15 protein-coding genes are annotated in these 18,958 nt (G+C 57.3%); 11 read left to right on the top strand and 4 right to left on the bottom strand.

Features of this window, described 5'->3' with window-relative positions; translation table 11 throughout:
• Positions 1–18: 18 nt before the first annotated feature.
• Positions 19–333: an MGMT family protein gene (locus tag QU660_RS06790; protein ID WP_304945776.1), complete on the bottom strand. Its 315-nt coding sequence runs from the start codon at positions 331–333 to the stop codon at positions 19–21.
• A gap of 37 nt (positions 334–370) precedes the next feature.
• Positions 371–1,135 (bottom strand): nucleoside phosphorylase, encoded by a 765-nt coding sequence (locus tag QU660_RS06785; protein ID WP_304945775.1) that lies wholly within the window; start codon positions 1,133–1,135, stop codon positions 371–373.
• Positions 1,136–1,251: 116 nt separating this feature from the next.
• Between QU660_RS06785 and QU660_RS06780 the strand changes: the two genes are divergently transcribed.
• From QU660_RS06780 to QU660_RS06730, 10 genes are all read left to right on the top strand, one after another.
• Positions 1,252–1,845, top strand: coding sequence for a nitroreductase family protein (locus QU660_RS06780; protein ID WP_304945774.1), 594 nt, complete (start codon positions 1,252–1,254; stop codon positions 1,843–1,845).
• Positions 1,846–1,966: 121 nt separating this feature from the next.
• The gene (locus tag QU660_RS06775) at positions 1,967–2,488 is read left to right on the top strand and encodes a cysteine hydrolase family protein (protein ID WP_304945773.1); all 522 of its coding nucleotides are present in this window, start codon (positions 1,967–1,969) and stop codon (positions 2,486–2,488) included.
• Positions 2,489–2,590: 102 nt separating this feature from the next.
• Positions 2,591–3,244 carry a cyclase family protein gene (locus QU660_RS06770; protein WP_304945772.1) on the top strand — a complete coding sequence of 218 codons (654 nt, stop codon included), beginning with the start codon at positions 2,591–2,593 and terminating at the stop codon, positions 3,242–3,244.
• A gap of 57 nt (positions 3,245–3,301) precedes the next feature.
• Positions 3,302–5,263 (top strand): TerB N-terminal domain-containing protein, encoded by a 1,962-nt coding sequence (locus tag QU660_RS06765; protein ID WP_304945771.1) that lies wholly within the window; start codon positions 3,302–3,304, stop codon positions 5,261–5,263.
• Positions 5,260–6,606, top strand: coding sequence for an ATP-binding protein (locus tag QU660_RS06760; RefSeq protein WP_304945770.1), 1,347 nt, complete (start codon positions 5,260–5,262; stop codon positions 6,604–6,606). Before QU660_RS06765 ends, QU660_RS06760 begins: the two co-directional genes overlap by 4 nt.
• Before the next feature lie 9 nt (positions 6,607–6,615).
• Positions 6,616–8,874, top strand: coding sequence for a DEAD/DEAH box helicase (locus tag QU660_RS06755; RefSeq protein WP_304945769.1), 2,259 nt, complete (start codon positions 6,616–6,618; stop codon positions 8,872–8,874).
• A 37-nt stretch (positions 8,875–8,911) separates the two neighbouring features.
• The gene (locus QU660_RS06750; protein ID WP_304945768.1) at positions 8,912–9,469 is read left to right on the top strand and encodes a flavin reductase family protein; all 558 of its coding nucleotides are present in this window, start codon (positions 8,912–8,914) and stop codon (positions 9,467–9,469) included.
• Between the two features lie 73 nt (positions 9,470–9,542).
• Positions 9,543–10,859: a putative ABC transporter permease gene (locus QU660_RS06745; protein ID WP_304945767.1), complete on the top strand. Its 1,317-nt coding sequence runs from the start codon at positions 9,543–9,545 to the stop codon at positions 10,857–10,859.
• 15 nt (positions 10,860–10,874) lie between these two features.
• A complete protein-coding gene (locus tag QU660_RS06740) occupies positions 10,875–11,093 on the top strand; it encodes a hypothetical protein (RefSeq protein ID WP_304945766.1) in 219 nt (72 codons plus the stop codon).
• A gap of 48 nt (positions 11,094–11,141) precedes the next feature.
• Positions 11,142–14,276 carry a copper homeostasis protein CutC gene (locus tag QU660_RS06730; protein ID WP_330693186.1) on the top strand — a complete coding sequence of 1,045 codons (3,135 nt, stop codon included), beginning with the start codon at positions 11,142–11,144 and terminating at the stop codon, positions 14,274–14,276.
• Here the strand turns inward: QU660_RS06730 and QU660_RS06725 are convergent.
• Together QU660_RS06725 and QU660_RS06720 are read right to left on the bottom strand one after the other, a co-directional pair.
• Entirely contained in the window at positions 14,218–15,864 is a 1,647-nt protein-coding gene (locus QU660_RS06725) for a potassium/proton antiporter (protein ID WP_304945765.1), read from the bottom strand. The genes QU660_RS06730 and QU660_RS06725 overlap by 59 nt on opposite strands.
• A gap of 24 nt (positions 15,865–15,888) precedes the next feature.
• On the bottom strand, positions 15,889–17,211 hold the full coding sequence (locus QU660_RS06720; protein WP_304945764.1) for an acetyl-CoA hydrolase/transferase family protein: 1,323 nt from the start codon (positions 17,209–17,211) through the stop codon (positions 15,889–15,891).
• 252 nt (positions 17,212–17,463) lie between these two features.
• Between QU660_RS06720 and QU660_RS06715 the strand changes: the two genes are divergently transcribed.
• Entirely contained in the window at positions 17,464–18,954 is a 1,491-nt protein-coding gene (locus QU660_RS06715; protein WP_304945763.1) for a hypothetical protein, read from the top strand.
• Positions 18,955–18,958 lie beyond the last annotated feature (4 nt).

Here is an 18,958-nt window from a genome sequence, read left to right as displayed (position 1 = left end):
AAGGTGTGGCGCTTGCAATTAGGCCTTCCACCGATAGAGCTTAAGGGACACATGTGTTGCGTCGATTAGCGCAACGCCTTCTGCCTGTAAGAGCGTGGCCTGCGCTGCCCAGCCGGGGGCCAGGCGGCCTGTTGCATTCACCACGCGGTGGCAGGGATAGTCGCCGTAATATTCCGCATGCGAGAGAACGCGCGCCACGAGGCGCGCGTTTTTTGGATACCCGATCAGGCGGGCAAGCTGTCCGTAGGTCGCGACGCATCCTTCCGGAATTTCCGCGACGGCGGAGAGCACGGCATAGGCAAAGTCATCGTTCAGTGCGGCGGTCTCGGACATGGAACTCCTTTCTCTGTCAGCGAAACATGGGCGCGGTTTACATCTCCCGCAAGATGCGCAGCCCGAGTAAGAGGGCGTCTTCGTGCGCATCCCGCCCGAAGTTTCGGGCATCGTAGTCATGGATGCAGGCGAGAGAGTCGGCGGTAAAGAGCAGCTGTCCGAAGGCAGCGCCGCGAAGGCGGGCACAGGCGGCAAGCGCCGCACACTCCATCTCGACGCAGAGACAGCCCTCGCTTCGGCGGTATGCGACCATATCCTTGGTCTCGCGGTAAAAGGCATCTGTGGTCCAGCTGGTGCAGGGGACAAAGGGGAGGCCTTCTGTCTTCAGTACGCTTTCTATGGTCGTAAGGACTTCGCTGTCAAGTTCGATATAGCGGGAAGCGGGCAGATAGTGGTAGGAACTGCCCTCGTCGCGAAGCGCGCGGGTCGGCACCAGAAAAGCATTTTCCGGGAGCTTTTCCAGTACGCCGCAGGAGCCGAGCGCCAGGATGCTGCGGCAGCCGCTCGCAATCAGCGCATCCAGCATGGAACTTGCGGGCGGTGCACCGACCGGCGCCTGCGCAAGGCAGATTTCTTCGCCGTTCTCCTCAAATACATAGATGGGGTAGGTGGCGGAGACGGTGCGAAATTCGCAGCGTTTTTCCGCATGCTTTGCCTCGGCGTAGCGGTGGATGGTATCGCCGAGGAAGGCAAAGAGGCACTTTTTCGGAAAGCGGCAGTCGCCGAATTCATGAGCGGGGGGAATCACTTCGGGAGAAGTCGCATCGTATTCAAAGAGCGGGATTTCGTGTCGTTCTATCATGGCAGCTCCGTTTCTTGCAAGAATTTTTAGCAGTCTAGCAAAGCGCCGATCTGCTGTCAATCCGGACGCGCGAAGGGCTCACTTTATGCTATGATTTCCTTTGAGGAGGCGTGAATATGATTGAGGCAATCAAGGCGCGGCGCAGCATACGGCATTTTTTGCCGACGCCGCTTTCGAAAGAGCAGTTGGAAGAAATTGTAAGGGCAGGCATGGCGGCGCCGTCCGCGAAGAACTTGCAGCCCTGGCACTTTGTCGTGACCGAGGGAGAAGCAAAGGAGAGGGTCTGCGCGGCCATGGAGGCGGGTATCGAGCGGGAGCGGCATGCCCCCATGTTGCCGGACACGCGCCATTATCTGGACGGGGCATTTGAGACCCTGCGGGTGATGCGGGAGGCGGCAGCAGTAATCCTGATTACATCGCCGATTGCGCGGCCGCTATCCGCGACCATGACGCTAGACCAGCGGGTCACGGAAATCTGCACGGCGCAGTCGGTCGGCGCGGCCATCGAGAACATGTGCCTGCAGGCGACGACGCTTGGCATCGGCAGTCTCTGGATTTGCGACAGTTTCTTTGCGCAGGCGGAGTTAAGAGAGGAGGCGGGCGGAGACAGCGAGCTCTACGCGCTGTTGGCGCTCGGCTTTGCGGCGGAAGAACCGGCCGCCCGGCCGCGGCGCGCCCTTTCGGAGAGTTCAGAGTGGAGAACGGAATAACAGGCCTTCAGGAGACAACTGCTTTGCCGGAACCGCTGTGTGTTACGGCAAGAAACGAGATTTTTTAGGCATCGGGATAGCCGATTCCATAGATGGGTTTAACAGATAAAAGGAGAGAATCATGCGGAAAATCTTAGTGGTCATTGACATGCAGCGCGACTTTATTGACGGCGCACTCGGAACGGCGGAGGCGCGCGCCATTGTCCCTGCGGTTATCGAGAAAATCAAGGGCTATGCGCCGGAGGATGTCTTTGCGACGCGGGATACGCACGGCGAGGACTATCTGAACACGCAGGAGGGGCATTACCTTCCGGTGAAGCACTGCATTCGCGGAACGGACGGCTGGGAGCTGGATGCGGAGATTGCGGCACTGATTCCGAAAGACCATATCTTTAACAAGGGTACTTTTGGCTCGACGGAACTCGCGGCGGCTGTGAAAGAGCTCGCGGCGCGGGAGAGTGTGGAACTTGAGCTCATCGGCCTCTGCACGGATATCTGTGTGGTTTCGAACGCGCTGCTCTTAAAGGCGTCGCTTCCGGAGGTGAAGATTTCCGTGGATCCCGCCTGCTGCGCCGGTGTGACGCCGGAAAAACATGCGGCGGCGCTGGAGACGCTGCGCTCTTGTCAGGTTCAGTGCGGCTGAGTTCCGGGATCTCGTGTTGTCGCGATGCTTAGCTGCGGAAGCAGTCCGATTGTCGGCAGGAGTCAACAAATGAAGCGGCACTAAGGTTAAGGGAGGAAAGAAATGAGAGTCATTGATTTAACCCATACCATCAAAGAGGATATGCCGGTTTATCCCGGCACGGAGACGCCGACTCTCACACCGGTGAGCGTATATGAAAAGGATGGCTTTCGGGAGAGTCTTTTAAGGATGACTACGCACACAGGTACGCACATGGATCCGCCGGCACATCTCTTTCCGGGGCGCACCACGCTGGACGAATTTCCGGCATCGCAGTTTATCGGCAAGGCGCTTGTGATTGATTGCAGCAGCCTGAAGGAAGGGGAAGAGATTACGCTTGCCCACATCACCCGCTACGGGGTGAAGGCTGAGAAGGCGGACTTTCTTCTCTTTTATCTCGGCTGGGACAAGCGCTGGGGGAGCGAGCGCTATTTCGGCGACTACCCCTGCCTCAATGAAGAGGCACTCGACTTTGTAATTCGGGGCGCGTATAAGGGCATCGGTTTTGATGTGATTGGCCTCGACCCGATTGCGGATGCCGGACTGCCGCGGCATAAGAAGCTGTTCCGCGAGAAGGATATCGTGAACATCGAGAATCTCAAGAATCTGGGGCTCTGCGGCGAAGAGCTCTTTTCCTTCAGCTGTTTTCCGCTGAAATTGGAACATGGTGACGGTTCGCCGGTGCGAGCGGTCGCTTGGTTTGAGGAGGAAACTTGACAGGAACGTATGTTTTGGCTACACTGAAATCAGAACATACATTCGGAGAAGCGGGCTGTGCGACTGTCGGAACTCATTAGCTATGCGCGGGAGCGCCATCATATCGAAGAGCTGCACAAGTGGCGGGAGATGCCGGGACTCTCGGTCTTAGTCTCCCCGGCAAGCGGAAAGTGGATTGCGCTGCTCATGCGGGAGCGGGATGCGGGCGGAAGAATCAGGGAGCGCTGTGATTTAAAGTACAGCGCGTTTCGCGAGCTGCCCGCGCGGGACTATCTCACACAGGGCTTTCGCATGCCGGGCTGGCTCGGGGTTCGCTTCGGCGCGGAAACGGAGCGAGCGTTCCTGTTACATGTGTTTGATCTTGCGATGGAGGAAGAGGCAGAGAAGGTGGAAGGGTATTACCGTGAGACGGCCATACCGGGGCGCAGTGAGCTTCCGGCGCGGATAGAGGCAATCTACGCCTGCGAGGACTTTCTCTCTGCGGCGCGTGCCATGGAGGACTATGAGGACGATTGCCCCTTTGCGGGCACGGTGCCGCTCTATCAGCCGGAGTATCGCGATTTGACGCCGAACGAGCTCCGCGGTTATTTCACCTGGCGCGCGGCGCTTCGGCGAGGAGAGGTCTCTCCGCACTGCGATGCCTTTGTTTATCTCTATCTCAGCGAGCTCATGCTGGGGGTCGGCGCGGCGACTGCCGCAGAGGCGCTTGATTGCATGGATGCCTTTGCGTCTGCCTATTTTTCCGCTGGCTACGGGAGCGAGGCTCTGCAGCGGAATTTTAAAAATTGGCGCTTTGAATATGCGGTGTTAAACCGCGTGGATGCGGCGCGCGTGCGGGCGTATGAAAACCCCGCGCTGCGTCACTGGGACGAGGCGCTCACCGTGCTGCGGGAGCCGGAAAAGCAGAGCGATGAAGCTGTTTTTGCGGCGCTCGCGGAGTTAGGCGGCAAGAAGCTAACGGAAGCGAGGGGCGTCAAGGGACTCGGGGATAAGGCAGCGTTTTACTATGCCGCAATCTGGAGAAGCTCAGCGCCGCTTTTATTTGCGGCCTGTTTCGGAAACTTGCGCATGCGCGAGTGGAAGCCCTTTTCGGATGCGCCGCGGCTTAAGGCGGTTTGCGAGAATGCGGGACAAGGCTTTTCCTATCAACTGAACGAGCTTCGAAGTTTCGCGGCGACGGGAAACGGCTTTACGGAATACAGCTATTTGCGGCAGCAGTTTGACAGCAAGCACTTTTTTGCCTTTTTAAAAGAGGCGGATACAGCGCTTCGCGTTCGTTTTTTGCGCGGCAAAGCTTCGAAAAGCGCGTCTTCGGCGCAGGATATCGCGCTGCAAGAAACCTTTTCGCGCGCCTTTGCAAGTTGTGAGGCTATGGAAGCGGCGCAAAAGCTTGCGGCGGTTCCCGTGCGGCGGGAAAGGCTCGCGGACATACGCGCAGCTGCCGAGATCACGACGGCGGCTCTGCTCACCGAGGCAGAGGCCGGGGCCGAGCGGGAAGAACTGCTACGGCGGGAAGCAGAAAGAAATTGCGGCTTAGCAGAGCTTATAAACGGCGAGGAGAGCAAGCAGACCGGCAGTGCGTTTGCGCAAAGCGAGTCGGCTGTGTGTGCGGAGTCAGCAGAGCATACCGAGACTTTGCGCGCTGCGTCGTGCGCAGCGGGCAAGCAGGGCTACGAAGGCACGACGAGTGAAACCGAGGAGATTCACGTTGTGGTGGCCGGTGCAACGCCTGCCGAGCTTGCAAACAGAGGCGAAACGGAGCAAACAGACCAAACGGAAAGAACAGGAATGTTGGATGCGCTCGAACGCCGCTGCCTTGCGGCCTTGCTCCGCGGGGAGAGCGTGCGCGCGGAACTGCGCGCGGCGCATTGTTTGACCAGCCTCTTTGCCGAGCGGTTCAACGAGAAACTGTATGAGCGTTTTCGGGATATTTGCCTTGAATCCGAGGGAGAGGAACTTTTCCTTGTGCCGGATTACCGGGAAGAGCTGGAGACTTTATTGCGGGAGACAGAGAAATGAGTGAGACGGAACGCGCTGTGCCGCGGCGCATTGCACAGGCAATTTTAAATTCCCTGCAGAGCGGCGTGGTGCCGCGCGTCGGTTTGCCGTACATTGCGGTCGGGAGGAAGGAGGAGATTGCGGCGCTGCTTCGCGACACGGAACTCATTGCGGAGGGCGGCGCTTCCTTTCGTTTTCTGATCGGAAAGTACGGTGCGGGCAAGAGTTTTCTCTTGCAGACCATGCGAAACTATGTCTTTGAACAGGGCTTTGTGGTCGCGGATGCGGATTTATCGCCCGAGCGGCGTTTGCAGGGCAGCAAGGGGCAGGGGCTTGCGACCTACCGCGAATTGATTGCGAACCTCGCGACCAAGACCAAGCCGGAGGGCGGTGCGCTGCGCCTTATTTTAGACCGCTGGGTATCTCAGGCGGAGCGGGAAGCCGCGGAGGAACAGGGCGGCTTCCGAGAGGACGGCGCTTTCTTTTCGCTGGTCGAAAAAAAGATTGCGGCCGCGGTCGATTCGTTGCAAGACATGGTGCATGGCTTTGAATTTGCCAAGCTCCTGCGGGGCTATTATCTCGCGGGGGCGGAGGGCGACGATGAGAAAAAGGAGCTGATACTCAAGTGGTTTCGCGGGGAGTATGAGAACAAGCGCGAAGCGCGGGAGGCGCTCGGCATCAACCTCATTGTGAGCGACGAGAATTGGTACGATTACATCAAACTCTTCTCGCAGTTCTTTCGCCGCGCGGGCTATGCGGGCACGCTGATTCTGCTCGATGAGGCGGCGAATCTCTGCAAGATACCGAATGCGATTGCAAGACAGTATAACTACGAGGTGCTGCTCACCATGTACAACGACATGATGCAGGGCAAGGCGCAGCACATCGGCATCTGGATGGGAGCTACGCCCGAGGCGCTCGAGGATAAGCGCCGCGGCCTCTTTAGCTACGAGGCACTTTCTTCGCGGCTTGCGGAGAGCCGCTTTTCCCGGGCGGGCAGCAAGGATTTGTTTTCACCGGTGCTCCGCCTCGAGGCGCTCACGCCGGAGGAGATGCTGGTGCTCACGGAGAAGCTCTCTGCCATACACGCGGCGCTCTACGGGGATGCGCGGTGCTTCCGTGCCGATGAATTGGAACTCTTTGTGCGGACCTGTTATGCGCGGGTCGGGGCGAGCGCACAGCTTACACCGCGGGAGATGACGCGCGACTTTATTTTTCTTCTGGACGCACTGCATCGGGAGCCGGAAAGCAGCATGGAGCAGTTACTTAAGCAGGAAGCGGCCAGTGCGGCATTGGAGAGTGTTGCGAGCGAGTTAAGGGAGACGGGCGGTGGGGACGATGCGCCCTTTGATTTTTCCTTCTGAGGACAGTGCATGGATATCTTTCGGCGCTATGCGCCCTTCATTCAGGACTTTATTTACCGCGAGCGCTGGCAGTCGCTTCGCGCCGTGCAGAATGCGGCGGGAGATGTACTCTTTAACAGCGGGGATAACCTGCTGCTCTCAGCGGCCACAGCCTCCGGAAAGACGGAGGCTGCTTTTTTTCCGATTTTAACCTTGCTCTCGGAGGAGCCCTCTGCTTCGGTCGGTGTGCTCTACATTGCGCCCTTGAAGGCGTTAATCAACGACCAGTTTGAGCGCCTCGACAGGCTTTGCGAGCGCGCGGACATACGGGTTACCAAGTGGCACGGAGATGCCTCGCGGAGCGCAAAGGAGAGGCTTATCAAGCACCCGGAGGGGATATTGCAGATTACGCCGGAGTCGCTGGAAGCCCTGCTTCTTCATCGAAAGGCGGCGGTTCCGACTCTCTTTTCGGATTTACGCTTTGTCGTGATCGATGAGATTCACGCGCTGCTTCGGCAGGATCGCGGGCGGCAGACCTTTTGCCTGATTGAGCGACTCATGCGGCTCTCGGGCTGCAGGCCGCGGCGGGTCGGGCTCTCCGCGACCATAGGCAATCCAAAGGAAGTGGGGCGTCTGCTCGCGGCGGGAAGCGGCCGTGCGACCGCGATTCCGCGCATGGAGCCCGGCAAAGAGCACTGGCGGCTTTCGCTCGAGCACTTTTGGAAGACAGGGCCGCAGTCGGGCACAGCGGATACGCGCTTTCCCACGCTGCCGCTCGACCGGGCGTTAGAGAGCGCGCCGCGGGGGGCGGATCCCGGTCTCGGCTATATTTACGCCCACAGCGCCGGCAAAAAGTGCCTCATTTTTACAAACTCCCGCGAGGAGTGCGAGCTGGTCTGTCAGGAGTTAAGGCAGTACTGCGAGGCCATGCGGGAACAAGACCGCTTTCTCATTCATCACGGAAATCTCTCGGCCTCCTATCGCGAGAGCGCGGAGGAGGAGATGCAGCGCGCGGACTCCTTAAAGAGCATCTGCGCGACGGCGACCTTAGAACTCGGCATCGACGTGGGCAGGCTGGAGCGCGCCTTTCAGCTCGATGCGCCGTTTACGGTATCCGGCTTTTTGCAGAGGCTCGGCAGAACGGGGCGGCGCGGTGCCCCCGCGGAGCTCTGGTTTGTGATGCGGGAAGAGCCCGCCGAAGCGCGGGCTTCGCTCCCCGAGGCCTTTCCCTGGTATCTCTTACAGGGCATTGCCTTGGTGCAGCTTTACGCGGAGGAGCGCTATGTGGAACCGCCGGACACACGGCGTCTGCCCTACAGTCTCCTCTACCACCAGACCATGAGTACGCTCGCCTCGGAGGGGGAACTCACGCCCCGGGAGCTTGCGCGCCGCGTCTTGACGCTTACGCCGTTTGAACGCATCCGGAAGGAGGAATACGGCCTTCTCTTACAGCATTTACTCCGCATAGACCACATCAACCGCACGGCGGAAGGCGGGCTCATCGTCGGCATCGCGGGAGAGCGTGTGGTGAACAATCATAAGTTCTATGCGGTTTTTCAGGAGAATGTGGAGTATACGGTTCGAACCGGGAGCGAGACCCTCGGCACCATTGTGAAGCCGCCGCCTGCGGGCGAAAAAATCGCGATTGCGGGGCGGGTCTGGGCCGTGGATGAGGTGGATCATAAGACCCACACCGTGCTCTGCACCTTAATTAAGGGCAGGGTTCCGGCCTACTTTGGCGATGTTCCGGGCGCGATTGAAACGCACATTCTGGAGCGCATGCGGAAGGCGCTTCTCGAAGAGCGGATTTATCCCTATCTACAGAGGAATGCGGCGGGGCGGCTTTCGGAAGCGCGAACGCTGGCGGCGCGCACGCGGCTTAAAAAGACTTCGCTCTTGCCCCTCGGTGAAAAAATATGGGCGCTCTTTCCCTGGCTCGGGAGCTATGCCTTTCTCGCGCTGGAGCGCTTTTTAAAGCTGCGTTGTAAGGAGAGGCTCGGTCTAAGGGGCTTCACCTCCGCGCGGCCGTATTATATGATGTTTTCGATGGAGGTCGGGGAAGAGGAGTTCTTTGAGATTTTGCTCGACGAGGCCGAAAAAGAATTTGCGCCGGAAGAGTTGCTCTACGAGCGTGAGGTCCCGGTTTTTGAAAAGTTTGACTGCTATGTACCGGAGGAACTGGTGCGGCGCGGCTTTGCGCGCGGGGTGCTGGACATCGAGACCATGTTAGAGCGCGTGCGCGGGCGGTTCGCATTGCAAGATTGTGATAGACCTGCTATAACAGGCTGAGAGAAGCCCATGTCGGGCGCTCGGAAAGGAAAGGCATATGCAGCGGGAATTCAGTGCAAAACAGTCGATTATCACACCGGAGGCCGTATTTATTATCGGAACTTACGATGAGAACGGTGTCCCGAATGCGATGAACGCAGCCTGGGGCATGCAGAGTGACTACGGGGAAATTACGATACAGCTCGCAAAGCATAAGACCACGGATAATTTAAAGAAGACCGGCGGCTTTACGGTCGCCTTTGCAACCGAGAGCACGGTGGTCATCTCCGATTATTTCGGCATCGAGAGCGGCAACAAGATCAATAAAATCGAAAAAGCGGGCTGCCATGTGAGGAAGAGCGCGCATGTGAACGCGCCTGTCATCGAAGAGTATCCGGTCACCTTAGAGTGCAGGGTGAAAAGTTACAGCGATGAGACCGGCCTTTTGGTCGGCGAGATTGTGGCGATGCAGGCGGACGAAGCGGTCTTAACGGACGGCAAGGTGGATTACGATAAGCTGCGCCCCATCATGTTTGACATTTCGAGCATGAGCTACCGCGTGATCGGACCGGTGGTCGGCAAGGCGTATCACGACGGTCTGGCACTGAAAAAATGAGAGAGAGCTGCGGGGTCAAAGCCGCAGCTTTTTTGACAGCGGCGACTCCCCGGGAGCGTCGTGAGGGAAAAGCATGAGATTATTCGGCGGCACGGATTTGGTGCTGTATTTCTTTTTCTACGCCTTTGCGGCGTGGGTACTGGAAACCTTATTTTTCAGCCTCAAAAAACAGCGCTTCGTAAACTGCGGCATTCTGGATTTGCCGCTGCTCCTAACGCACGGTGCGGCCATGGCAAATTTGATTCTGGTGAGTAGCGGGGAGATGCCGGAGCGTTCACGCTTTTTGTTCGGTTTGGTGCAGACCTTGGCAATCGGATATCTCTCCGAGTTTTTTGCGGAGCACTTACTCCGGAAAAAACGCTCTGCGCTCGGCAGAATCAAACTGCGACCCAATTTTATGCTGCGCTTATTATGGGCGCTCGGACTCAGCGCAATCTATGAATCCCTGTTAATCGTCGTGCAGCCCCTGCTCTTTTCGCTGATTTCCCTGCTGCCCGTACTTGCGCTGCGCATCATTGCCGGGGTGTTGATGCTTCTTTTGCTCAGCGACCTCGTGCTGGTGGCTGTCTTGGCGCGCTATGTCACGGACTCTGCGGAGCGGCAGTTTCTGCAGGCGCATAAGATGAAACTCGGAGAGCGGCTTTCCGCGCATCTCTGGGACAGGGTGTACCGTGTGTATCCTTCGCTTCGGCAGACCGAGAGCGGCGGCATTGAGGCTGCGGAGCGGGAACTCCGCGCGCAGGGTGTGGTCTTTGCGGAGGGTATCAGCTTCGGAAAACTGGTTTGGATGCTGTTTCTCTGTGCCATGCTCGGCGATGTCATCGAGACCTTTTATGTCTTTTTTACGGCGGGAATTTGGATGCGGCGTTCCAGTCTGGTGCTTGGCCCGTTCAGCATTGTCTGGGGCCTCGGAGCGGTCGTATTGACCCTGGTATTATCCCGGGTCGAAAAGAAAAATAATTTGAGCATCTTCTTTGCCGGCTTTTTCTTCGGCGGGGCCTTTGAATATCTCTGCTCGGTCTTTACCGAGGCCTTTTTCGGCATGAAGTTCTGGGACTACAGTCATATCCCGCTGAACATAGACGGGAGAACCAATGTGCCCTTTATGGTATTCTGGGGCTTGCTCTCGCTACTCTGGCTTCGCTACGCCTACCCGCCGATTTCCGCACAAATTCAGCGGATTACGCCGGTGCTCGGACTGGTGCTCAGTTGGGGCATCGCGATATTCTTAACTTGTGATATGCTGGTCACGGCGGCCGTCATGGTGCGCGCCCATGCGAGGCTTACAAAGCCCGAGGCGACAAATGTCGTGGAGAAATTCATAGACCGCTATTATCCGGAAGAAAGGGTCGGGAAACTCTGGCCGAATATGAAGTTTCTGGAGTCGTAGGAGAAGGGAGGAACTATGCCGTTTTTAATTTTTGCTTTGCTCATGTGGCTCATCTTAAAGGGTACGGGACTTTTGTTTCGCATCATCGGCAAGGCGCTCAGCCTTACCTTTGGCGTGATCGGCTACATATTGCTCGCGGCAATCGGGATTATCGGTTTCGGCGTGAGCCTTCTGGCAGGCGCCGTGGTGGTGATTGCCGGGATACTCGCGTTGTTTTTCATGTTCTTGCGTTAACAACATCCGGTGGAGGAAAAAGAAGTGCAGGAGAACGAGAATAGGGGCTTGGAACTGGAAGTATGCGTGGACAGCGTGGCATCCGGCATCGCTGCGGAAGCGGGCGGCGCGGACCGTCTGGAACTCTGCGGGAGCTTAGAGATCGGTGGCATCACGCCGAGTTTCGGCTTATTTTTGGAACTGAGAAAGCGGGTCACGCTGCCGCTCTTTGTCATGCTGCGTCCGCGTTTCGGCGATTTCTGCTATACGGAGGAAGAGTGCCGTGAGCTCGAAACGGAGGCAGAGCGCTTTGCGGCGGCCGGGGCGGATGGGTTTGTGCTCGGGATGCTGAAACCCGACGGAAGCTTAGACCGTGAGCGCATTGCGGAACTCATGAAGCACTGCGGCGGGCGGCCGATCACGCTGCACCGCTGCTTTGATCTCTGCAAAGATCCCCTGGAGGCGCTTCGGACAGCGGAGGAACTTGGGATAGCGCGCATTCTGACTTCCGGTCAGGCAAATACCGCTGAAGAGGGCGTCGCAGCTCTAGCCTCTCTCGCGCAGGAGGCAAAGAGCCTTCGTCTTATGGCGGGTTCCGGTGTCTCGGCGGAAAAAATCGAGGCGCTTTACCGAGAGACCGGGATACTCTCGTATCATATGTCCGGCAAGGTAAACGAGGAGAGCCCCATGCAGTTTCGGAGAGAGGGGGTCTCCATGGGGCTTCCGGGCTTCAGTGAGTACAGCCGGAGCTATACTTCTTTAGAGAAGGTGAAAGCGGCGAGAGAAGTGCTTAAGCGCCTGGACCGCGAACGGAATCCATCTGATTGGCGTCCCTCTGCGGAAACGGAGCGAGAGATTGATGCTGCCTTCTTTGCGCGCCTCAAAAAAAGCGAAGCACTCCGGGCGGGCTACCGCGCGAGCGTTGCCGCAGCGGGAACATTGACAAGCGCTGAGAAAACGGCGCTCCGCTACTATTATGCGCTGCTTCCGGAGAGCGATCTCTGCGGCTATGACTTTTCGCCCGAGACCTTGCTTTCCTTCCTTCGACCGGCGCTTGCGCTTTACCGCGCGCGGGCGGAAGTAAAAGCACTGCCGGAGAGCTACTTCCTCCAGTATGTCCTTTTGCCGCGCGTCAACAACGAGGAGCTCCGCCCGGTGCGGGAAAAGCTCGCAAACTGCATTGCCGCTCACTTAGCGGAACAGGGCGAGGAGACACTGACCGGAGCAGCGCTGGCGCGCGCGGTGAACTATGCTTGCGCTTCCGAGGGCAGCTATGTGTCGAGCGACGGCAGAACCATTTCCGCGGCGGGCTTTTTGGAGTCCGGGCAGGGGCGCTGCGGTGAGGAGTCGGTTTTCTATGTCAATGCGCTTCGCGCGGTCGGCATTCCGGCACGCCAGGTCTATGCACCCTGGTGGGCGCACTGCGAGGACAATCACGCCTGGGTTGAGTATTGGGTGGACGGCGCTTGGCACTTTGCGGGTGCCTGCGAGCCCACGGAGAAGGATGACAACGGCTGGTTCATCGCGGCGGCGGCACGCGCCATGCTTGTGCACGCCCGCTATTACCCGCTGACCCCTCAGGCCGACACGGCACTGGATCGTGCGACCCTCGCGGGAGAAGAAATTCTCGGCGGTCAGAACGGTGTTCTCTACTTAAATCAGCTTGCGCGCTACGCGGATCCCGTGAAACTCAGAATTCAGGCGGAAGATGCGGAGCTCGTGGAGCTTTGTCTCTTAAACAGCGCGGGCATACGCCCCATCTCGATGTACAAGCCGGAGGCGGGCGTCGAAAAGACGGTCTCCCTCGGAAAGGGCAGTGTGTATGTCCGCTTCCGTCATCCCGGAAAAAATAAGGCTGTCATGGCGGATCTCCGCGCCGGAGAGCTTCGCATCGCGGAGCGCGAGTGCAAAGAAGAGGCAGAGGAGCAAGAATACCGCTTCTTTGCGCCGAACGGTTCCCGCAGTGCGCCGAAGCAGACCGCGGAAGAGCAGGCGCTCGGCCGCGAAAAGTATGCGCGCTGCAATGAAAAGCTTAAGGCAAAGCGCGCCGCGCGCCGCGACCGTACCCGTGCCTTTTTGGAGCGTGCAAGTTCGCAGGAAGAGCGCATGTATCGGAATGCCTTTGTGGCCTCGCTCTCCGAAAAAGACAGAATAGACTTAAGAGAGGATTTACTTGAGCCGGAATTTCAGGCTGCCATCAGCCATGTCGGAAGCCTTTCGGCACGCGCCTTCTTGGAGGGCGTACTGCCGGAGCGCTTCGGCCTTGAGCCGCTCTGCCGTTTCCGCGGCGAAGAGGAGCTCAGCACAGCTGAGCGGAAGGCACTGACAGCACGCCTTGCGAGCGCCGACTGCAGCGATGTAGAGGCCCTCGCGGCCCTCCGTCGCTTAAGAGGCAGCGGCATTCCGGTGAAGCTTAGAAATGAGGACGGCGCTCCGCTCTATTTTGAGGACGGCGATTTTCGTCCCTTCCGGGAGGCGGATGCGGCGAGAAATCATCTCACGCTTAGGAAGCCGGAGGGTGAGCTCCGCTACGAGCAGCACTGGACGCTCTACCGAGACGGGAAGGAGCTGGACCTTGAGAAGAAGCAGTGGGAAGAGAATACGCTTACCCTGCTTCTGCCGGACGGCGAGTATGAGCTATTCACCGAGAAGCGCCTGCCGAACGGAAATGCCTACGGAAAGCGCGTGGCCTTCCGCCTTACGGGCGGCGAAGAAAAAGCGCTTGTGCTCGGCTTCCCGGAGGTGACGGCAGAGGAATTGCTCGGCAAAATCATCATTCCGGAAATCGGCGGGCAGGGCTACGAGACCCCGTTTACCATGGAGTTTTTCATGGCGCCGGGCGAAGAGCCGAGTGAGCACATCGCAAATGAAATTCTTGCGGAGACAGAGTCCCTGAAGGCGCTCTGCGCGCAAAAAAAACTCTCCCTGCGCTTCTACCTCAGAGAGGCAGATGCGGCAGAGAGAGGAAGTTGTAAGATACTGAAGAGCCTGTTCCCCGAAGCATTTTCCTGCCCGGCTGATTACGATGCACAGGAGGAAGTCCTGGCGCGTAAGCTCTTCCTGGAACCCGGTCAGTTGCCGCTCAGCATTTTGCGTCGCGGCCGTGACTGCGCGATTTTCTCAGCGGCAGGCTACCGGGTCGGGCTCATTGCCCTGATGTCAGAACTCTTGACGGTGAGTGAGGCGAGCGCTCCTTCTCTTTGAGGCGTGTGAGCATTAGGGTATCGCCCTCAAGAATCTCGGTTTGACCGTTCGGAATAATACTTTGATTACCGCGTTGGATGAGGAAAATAATCTCTCCGCGCGGTAATTTTATGTCCCGAATATGGCGGTGGAGATATTCGCTCGACTTGTCGATCTCGATCTCCGAGAGCTGCATGGCGTTTTTCGTCTGCACCGCGGGGGCACAGAGAATCAGAGAGTCGCCTGCCTCGAGCAAGGTGGTGCCCTTCGGAACCAGCTTTTTATCCTCTCGCACAATCAAGAGGAAGAGAAACTGGAGCGGCAGGGAGAGCTCGGAGATATGCTTACCGACCCACTCATTGTCCTCGGCGAGTGTGAGCTGAATGAACTGTACCGGCAGTTCTTCGCTGTAGTCGGTGAAGGTCTTCATGACATCGTTGCTTAAGTCGATCATATCGAAGCGTTGCGCCGCAAAGGGCAGGAGACTGCCCTGCACCAGGAGGGATAAGAGAACGACAAAGAAGATAATGTGAAAGAAGCGCGTGTCGCTCTTTAAGGTTTGCACCGCCATAATCGCAAAGACAATCGAGGAGGCACCGCGGAGACCCGCAAAGGAAATCAGGCGGCCCTGTCCCTTGCTCGCGCGGAACGGCAGGAGCAGAAGTTTTACCGCAAGCGGGCGCGCAATCAGGGTGAGGAACAGAAACACCGAAACTGCGGACATCAGGACGCCCGGAAGCAGTGAGGGCGTAGCGAGCAGGCCGAGCAGGAAAAAGACCGCAATCTGCATGAGACCGGTCAAGCCGTCAAAGAAGTGGACAATGTTCTTCTTGTCGCTCATCTTCACATTTCCGAGGATGATGCCGGTCAGATAGGTCGAGAGATAGCCGTTTCCGCCGAGCGCCGCGGAGAGCGCGTAGGAGAAGAGGGCGATGCCGGCGATAAAAATCACGTCGAAACCGTCTACCTCAAAAGAAACGCTCTTTAAAATGCGGTAGGACAGAAGGCCGCAGAGCACGCCGATTGCGATGCCGAAGACAAGCTGCGCGGTCAAGAGGCGGAGTATGCTGCCGACATCGGCCTCGCCGGTCAAAAAGGAAAGGCAGACCAGGGTCAGCATATAGGCAATGGGGTCGTTACTTCCGCTCTCAAGTTCGAGAATAGAAGCTGTGTTCTCTTTTAAGTCCAGTTTCCGGGAGCGCAGCACCGAGAAGACGGAGGCCGCGTCCGTGCTGGCAAGCGCGGAGCCGGTCAAAAAGCAGAGCCAGAGCTCGCGCCGCAGCAGCAGAAAGAGGAAGAGCCCGAGAAACAGGGCGGTCAGAAACACGCCCGCCGTTGATAGCAGTATGGATTGGCGCGCCACCGGGCGCGCCATTTTCCAATTGGTGCCGAAACCGCCGTAAAACATGATGAAGATCAGGGCAACGGAGCACACGGTCTCCGAGAGCGCAAAGTTATCAAAGGAAATGCGCGCAAAGCCGTCGGTCCCGAAGGCCATTCCGAGGAGTATAAAGACAAAGAGGGTCGGAATGCCGAAACGGAACGAGATTTTATTGAAGAAGATGCAGGAAAAAATAATCAGTGTGATCAGCAGCAGGTTTACATTCATGAGCAGGGTTCCTTTGCGCCCGCGTCAGAGAAAGAGCGAGAGATCCGGTTTCTCGCTGCGGAGTGCATCGCGGAAATCGGGGTGTGCAATCGCAATCATGGCCTCACGGCGCTCGGCGAGACTCTTTCCCGCGATGTGGGCAATGCCGTACTCCGTTGCGACCGCCTCAATCAGCGTGCGCGGCGCGGAGACCGTGCTGCCGCCCGGAATAAAGGGGAGAATGTTCGATTTCCGCACGCCGTCCTTCGTGAGGCGGGAGGAATTGAGGCAGATGTAGCCGCAACCGCCCTCCGAGCGGAACGCGCCCTCCAGAAAGTCCATCTGGCCGCCTATGCCCGAGAGCTGCATGCCGTTTGCGGATTCTGCGTTTTCCTGTCCCATGAGATCCACCTGCACGCCGCCGTTGATGCTGATGACGCGGCTAAGCTTCGCGATGCGGAGCGGATCGTGAATGTAGTCGACGGAATCCGGGCGGAAGAGCTCAGGATTCTCCCGGAGCCAGTCATAGAAGGCAGCGCTGCCCATCGCAAGGTTAAAGCTGCTGAGGCCGGTGTCGAATTCCTTGCGGGCATTCGTGAGCTTACCCGCGAGGTAGAGCTTCCGATAGGCGTCGCTGATGGTGCCGGTGTGGCAGCCGAGATCTTTTTTATCGGAGTCCGCGAGAGCGGAGGCAATCGCAAAGGGAACCGTGCCGACACCGAGCGAGAGCACGGCACCGTCCGGAATTTCGTTTACCACGAGTTCCGCAATTCTTTGGTCAATCTCCGAAGGCGCACGGTAATTCCGCTCGGGCAGCGGCGTGTGCGTGCCCTCGACAACCATATCCGCTTCATCGAGGCGGCAGAGGTTGGAGCCGTCGACACCCGGCAGGAAGGGAAGGTGCTCGTTGATTTCAAAGATGACCGTCTTTGCGCTCGCAATGATGGTCTTCCAGAGGTAGCAACCCGTGCCGAGACTCACATTCCCCTCGGCATCCGGACGGGAAACCGGGACAAAGGCAAAGTCCGAGCGAAATTTTCCCTGCCGATAGAGGAAGGGAACCAGGCGAAGTGCGGTCGGCACAAATTCGATGCGGCCTGCGCGGTAGAATTTGCGCTCGTAGTCGCCGAGGTGTGTGCTCTCATAGCGAAAGGACTGTCCCTCCGGATCTGCCTCGAGAATCGCAATCTTGGGGGCAATGATGAGACCGCCGCGCACGGTCACATTGCGAACCGTGCCGCAGCGCGCCGCAAGTGCCGCGTCCAAAAGTTCGGGAAAGCTTCCGCCGAAGCCGTAGTCAATATAATCACCGTCCCGTACGGCCAGAACCGCCTGCGCCGCCGTGACATAGTTTGTTTTTCCGCTCATGGGTGTAACTCCTTTTTTATTGTCAGAATAGCGGGAAGTACATGGAAAGTCAATCTGAGCGCAGTGCAAAGCGGAGAAACAGCTTGACTAAAGTAAATAAATAACATAAAATTTGTACTATACTACCGCGTGAATCATGGGGCGGAGGGGAAATAAGCGCCAAAGCAAAAGCGGTAATTACATAACGAAAGTTTAATAAAGGACAATTGTTAAAATACATGGAACAATCAAACTTTCGAGAGGAGAGGCAAGATGAGAAGAGGACGCGCGCAGGCTTATATGAGAGGCATCGCAGTGACAATCGCAGCGTTTGTTTTGCTCGGCACCGGCGGGTGCGGCGGCAAGGCGGAGAGCAGCGGACAAGCGAGTCAGAGTGAGGTGACGGAAGAAGCCCACGCATCCTCGACAAAGCGAAAGCAGGAGGCACAAAAAGAAACGAACGAAAGCGAGCAGCTTTCGGAGTCGGCGGAAACAGAGGTTCATGATACAGCAGAGGAAAGCACTGCAGAAGAAAGTACCGCAGAGGAGCAAAGCGAGGCAGCGCGCGAGCCAGCCGAGACCTTAACTGCGGAGGAACAGCGTGCTTTGCAGGAAAGCGTGGAAGCGGCAATGCGAGACTCGGAGATGTTTCGGGAGCATAGGGAGCGTTTAAAGCCGAGCCTCGACGAGATAAAAGAAATGAATCAGCAAATACTGACTCAAAAATATTGGAAATACGGAGATAAGCTGACTCCGTACTATGATTTTGATGTCTCTTGTTTCGGCGACAAAAAATATGAAGAGCTCGCCGGAAGCAGTCAAACAGAAAAATACGCGGGTACCAACCAACTGATTAACTCTTACTATCGCTGGAACCCCACCAGACAAAAGGACAATTATATGTCCTTTGTTTATCGCGAGTTTGTGGAGCGAGAATATCAAAAACTCTTTGCGGAAATCTACGGCGAAGAGAATGTCAAACTGATCTGTGAACCGCTGGCCTATTTTTGGACGGATGAGCCGATCGACGGGACCACAAGTCTTAAGGACTATATGACACTTATCGACGAGCAGGAAATCGTGGCGCTGGTCAAGGGAGAAGAGAAGGATAAGAAAAAAGCCATGCGGAAGCTGGACAGCCTGCTCACGGAGCGCGGCTGGGGCATAAACCTCATGATTTACTATGTCACGGAAGAACAATTTGCGGAAGTCGATATGGCGGAGGTCCTTAGAAAGGGAATTTACGACGGCAGCTGCATTTGTCAGGGAATTGTGAGTCGTAATCCGCAGCGGAGAGAACGGCTCTACCAAGACTGGCAAGTCGGAAGCCCCATGCCGGATCTCTGGGCGCTGCGGAAAGAAAAGTTTGAGGATCCGAAGAGAATTCAAACTCAATATCAACTTTACAACCATCTCTTGGATTTGCCGCTCAAAAAACTGGGCGTCAATACGGGGTGGACCATAGAGCATGTGGTGAAAAAGGCGGAGCTCAGAAAAGATCAATTCAATACGGTGGAAAGCCACGCACTTGCCGGCATTCAGCGCATCCTGAAAAAGGGAGACTATGAGGACTTAAAGAATACCCGCGTTTTGATGGTTTCCTACCGGAGCGGACACGGAGGCCCCATGGTTACGGAGGAGTTTGCAAACCAAACGGAGCTCTGGAAGGCGAGCAACGAGCGAATCAACCTCTATCTCGAGTTCTGGCCGAAGGAGACCGTCGGCTTTGCCGAAGGAACCCTCTTTGTCTATTTGGTGCCCTGAGGAG

Source organism: Stomatobaculum sp. F0698 (assembly GCF_030644385.1).
GTDB lineage: Bacteria > Bacillota > Clostridia > Lachnospirales > Lachnospiraceae > Moryella.
Note: the sequence above shows the minus strand (reverse complement) of the source record. Positions and strands in the feature narration are given on the sequence as shown.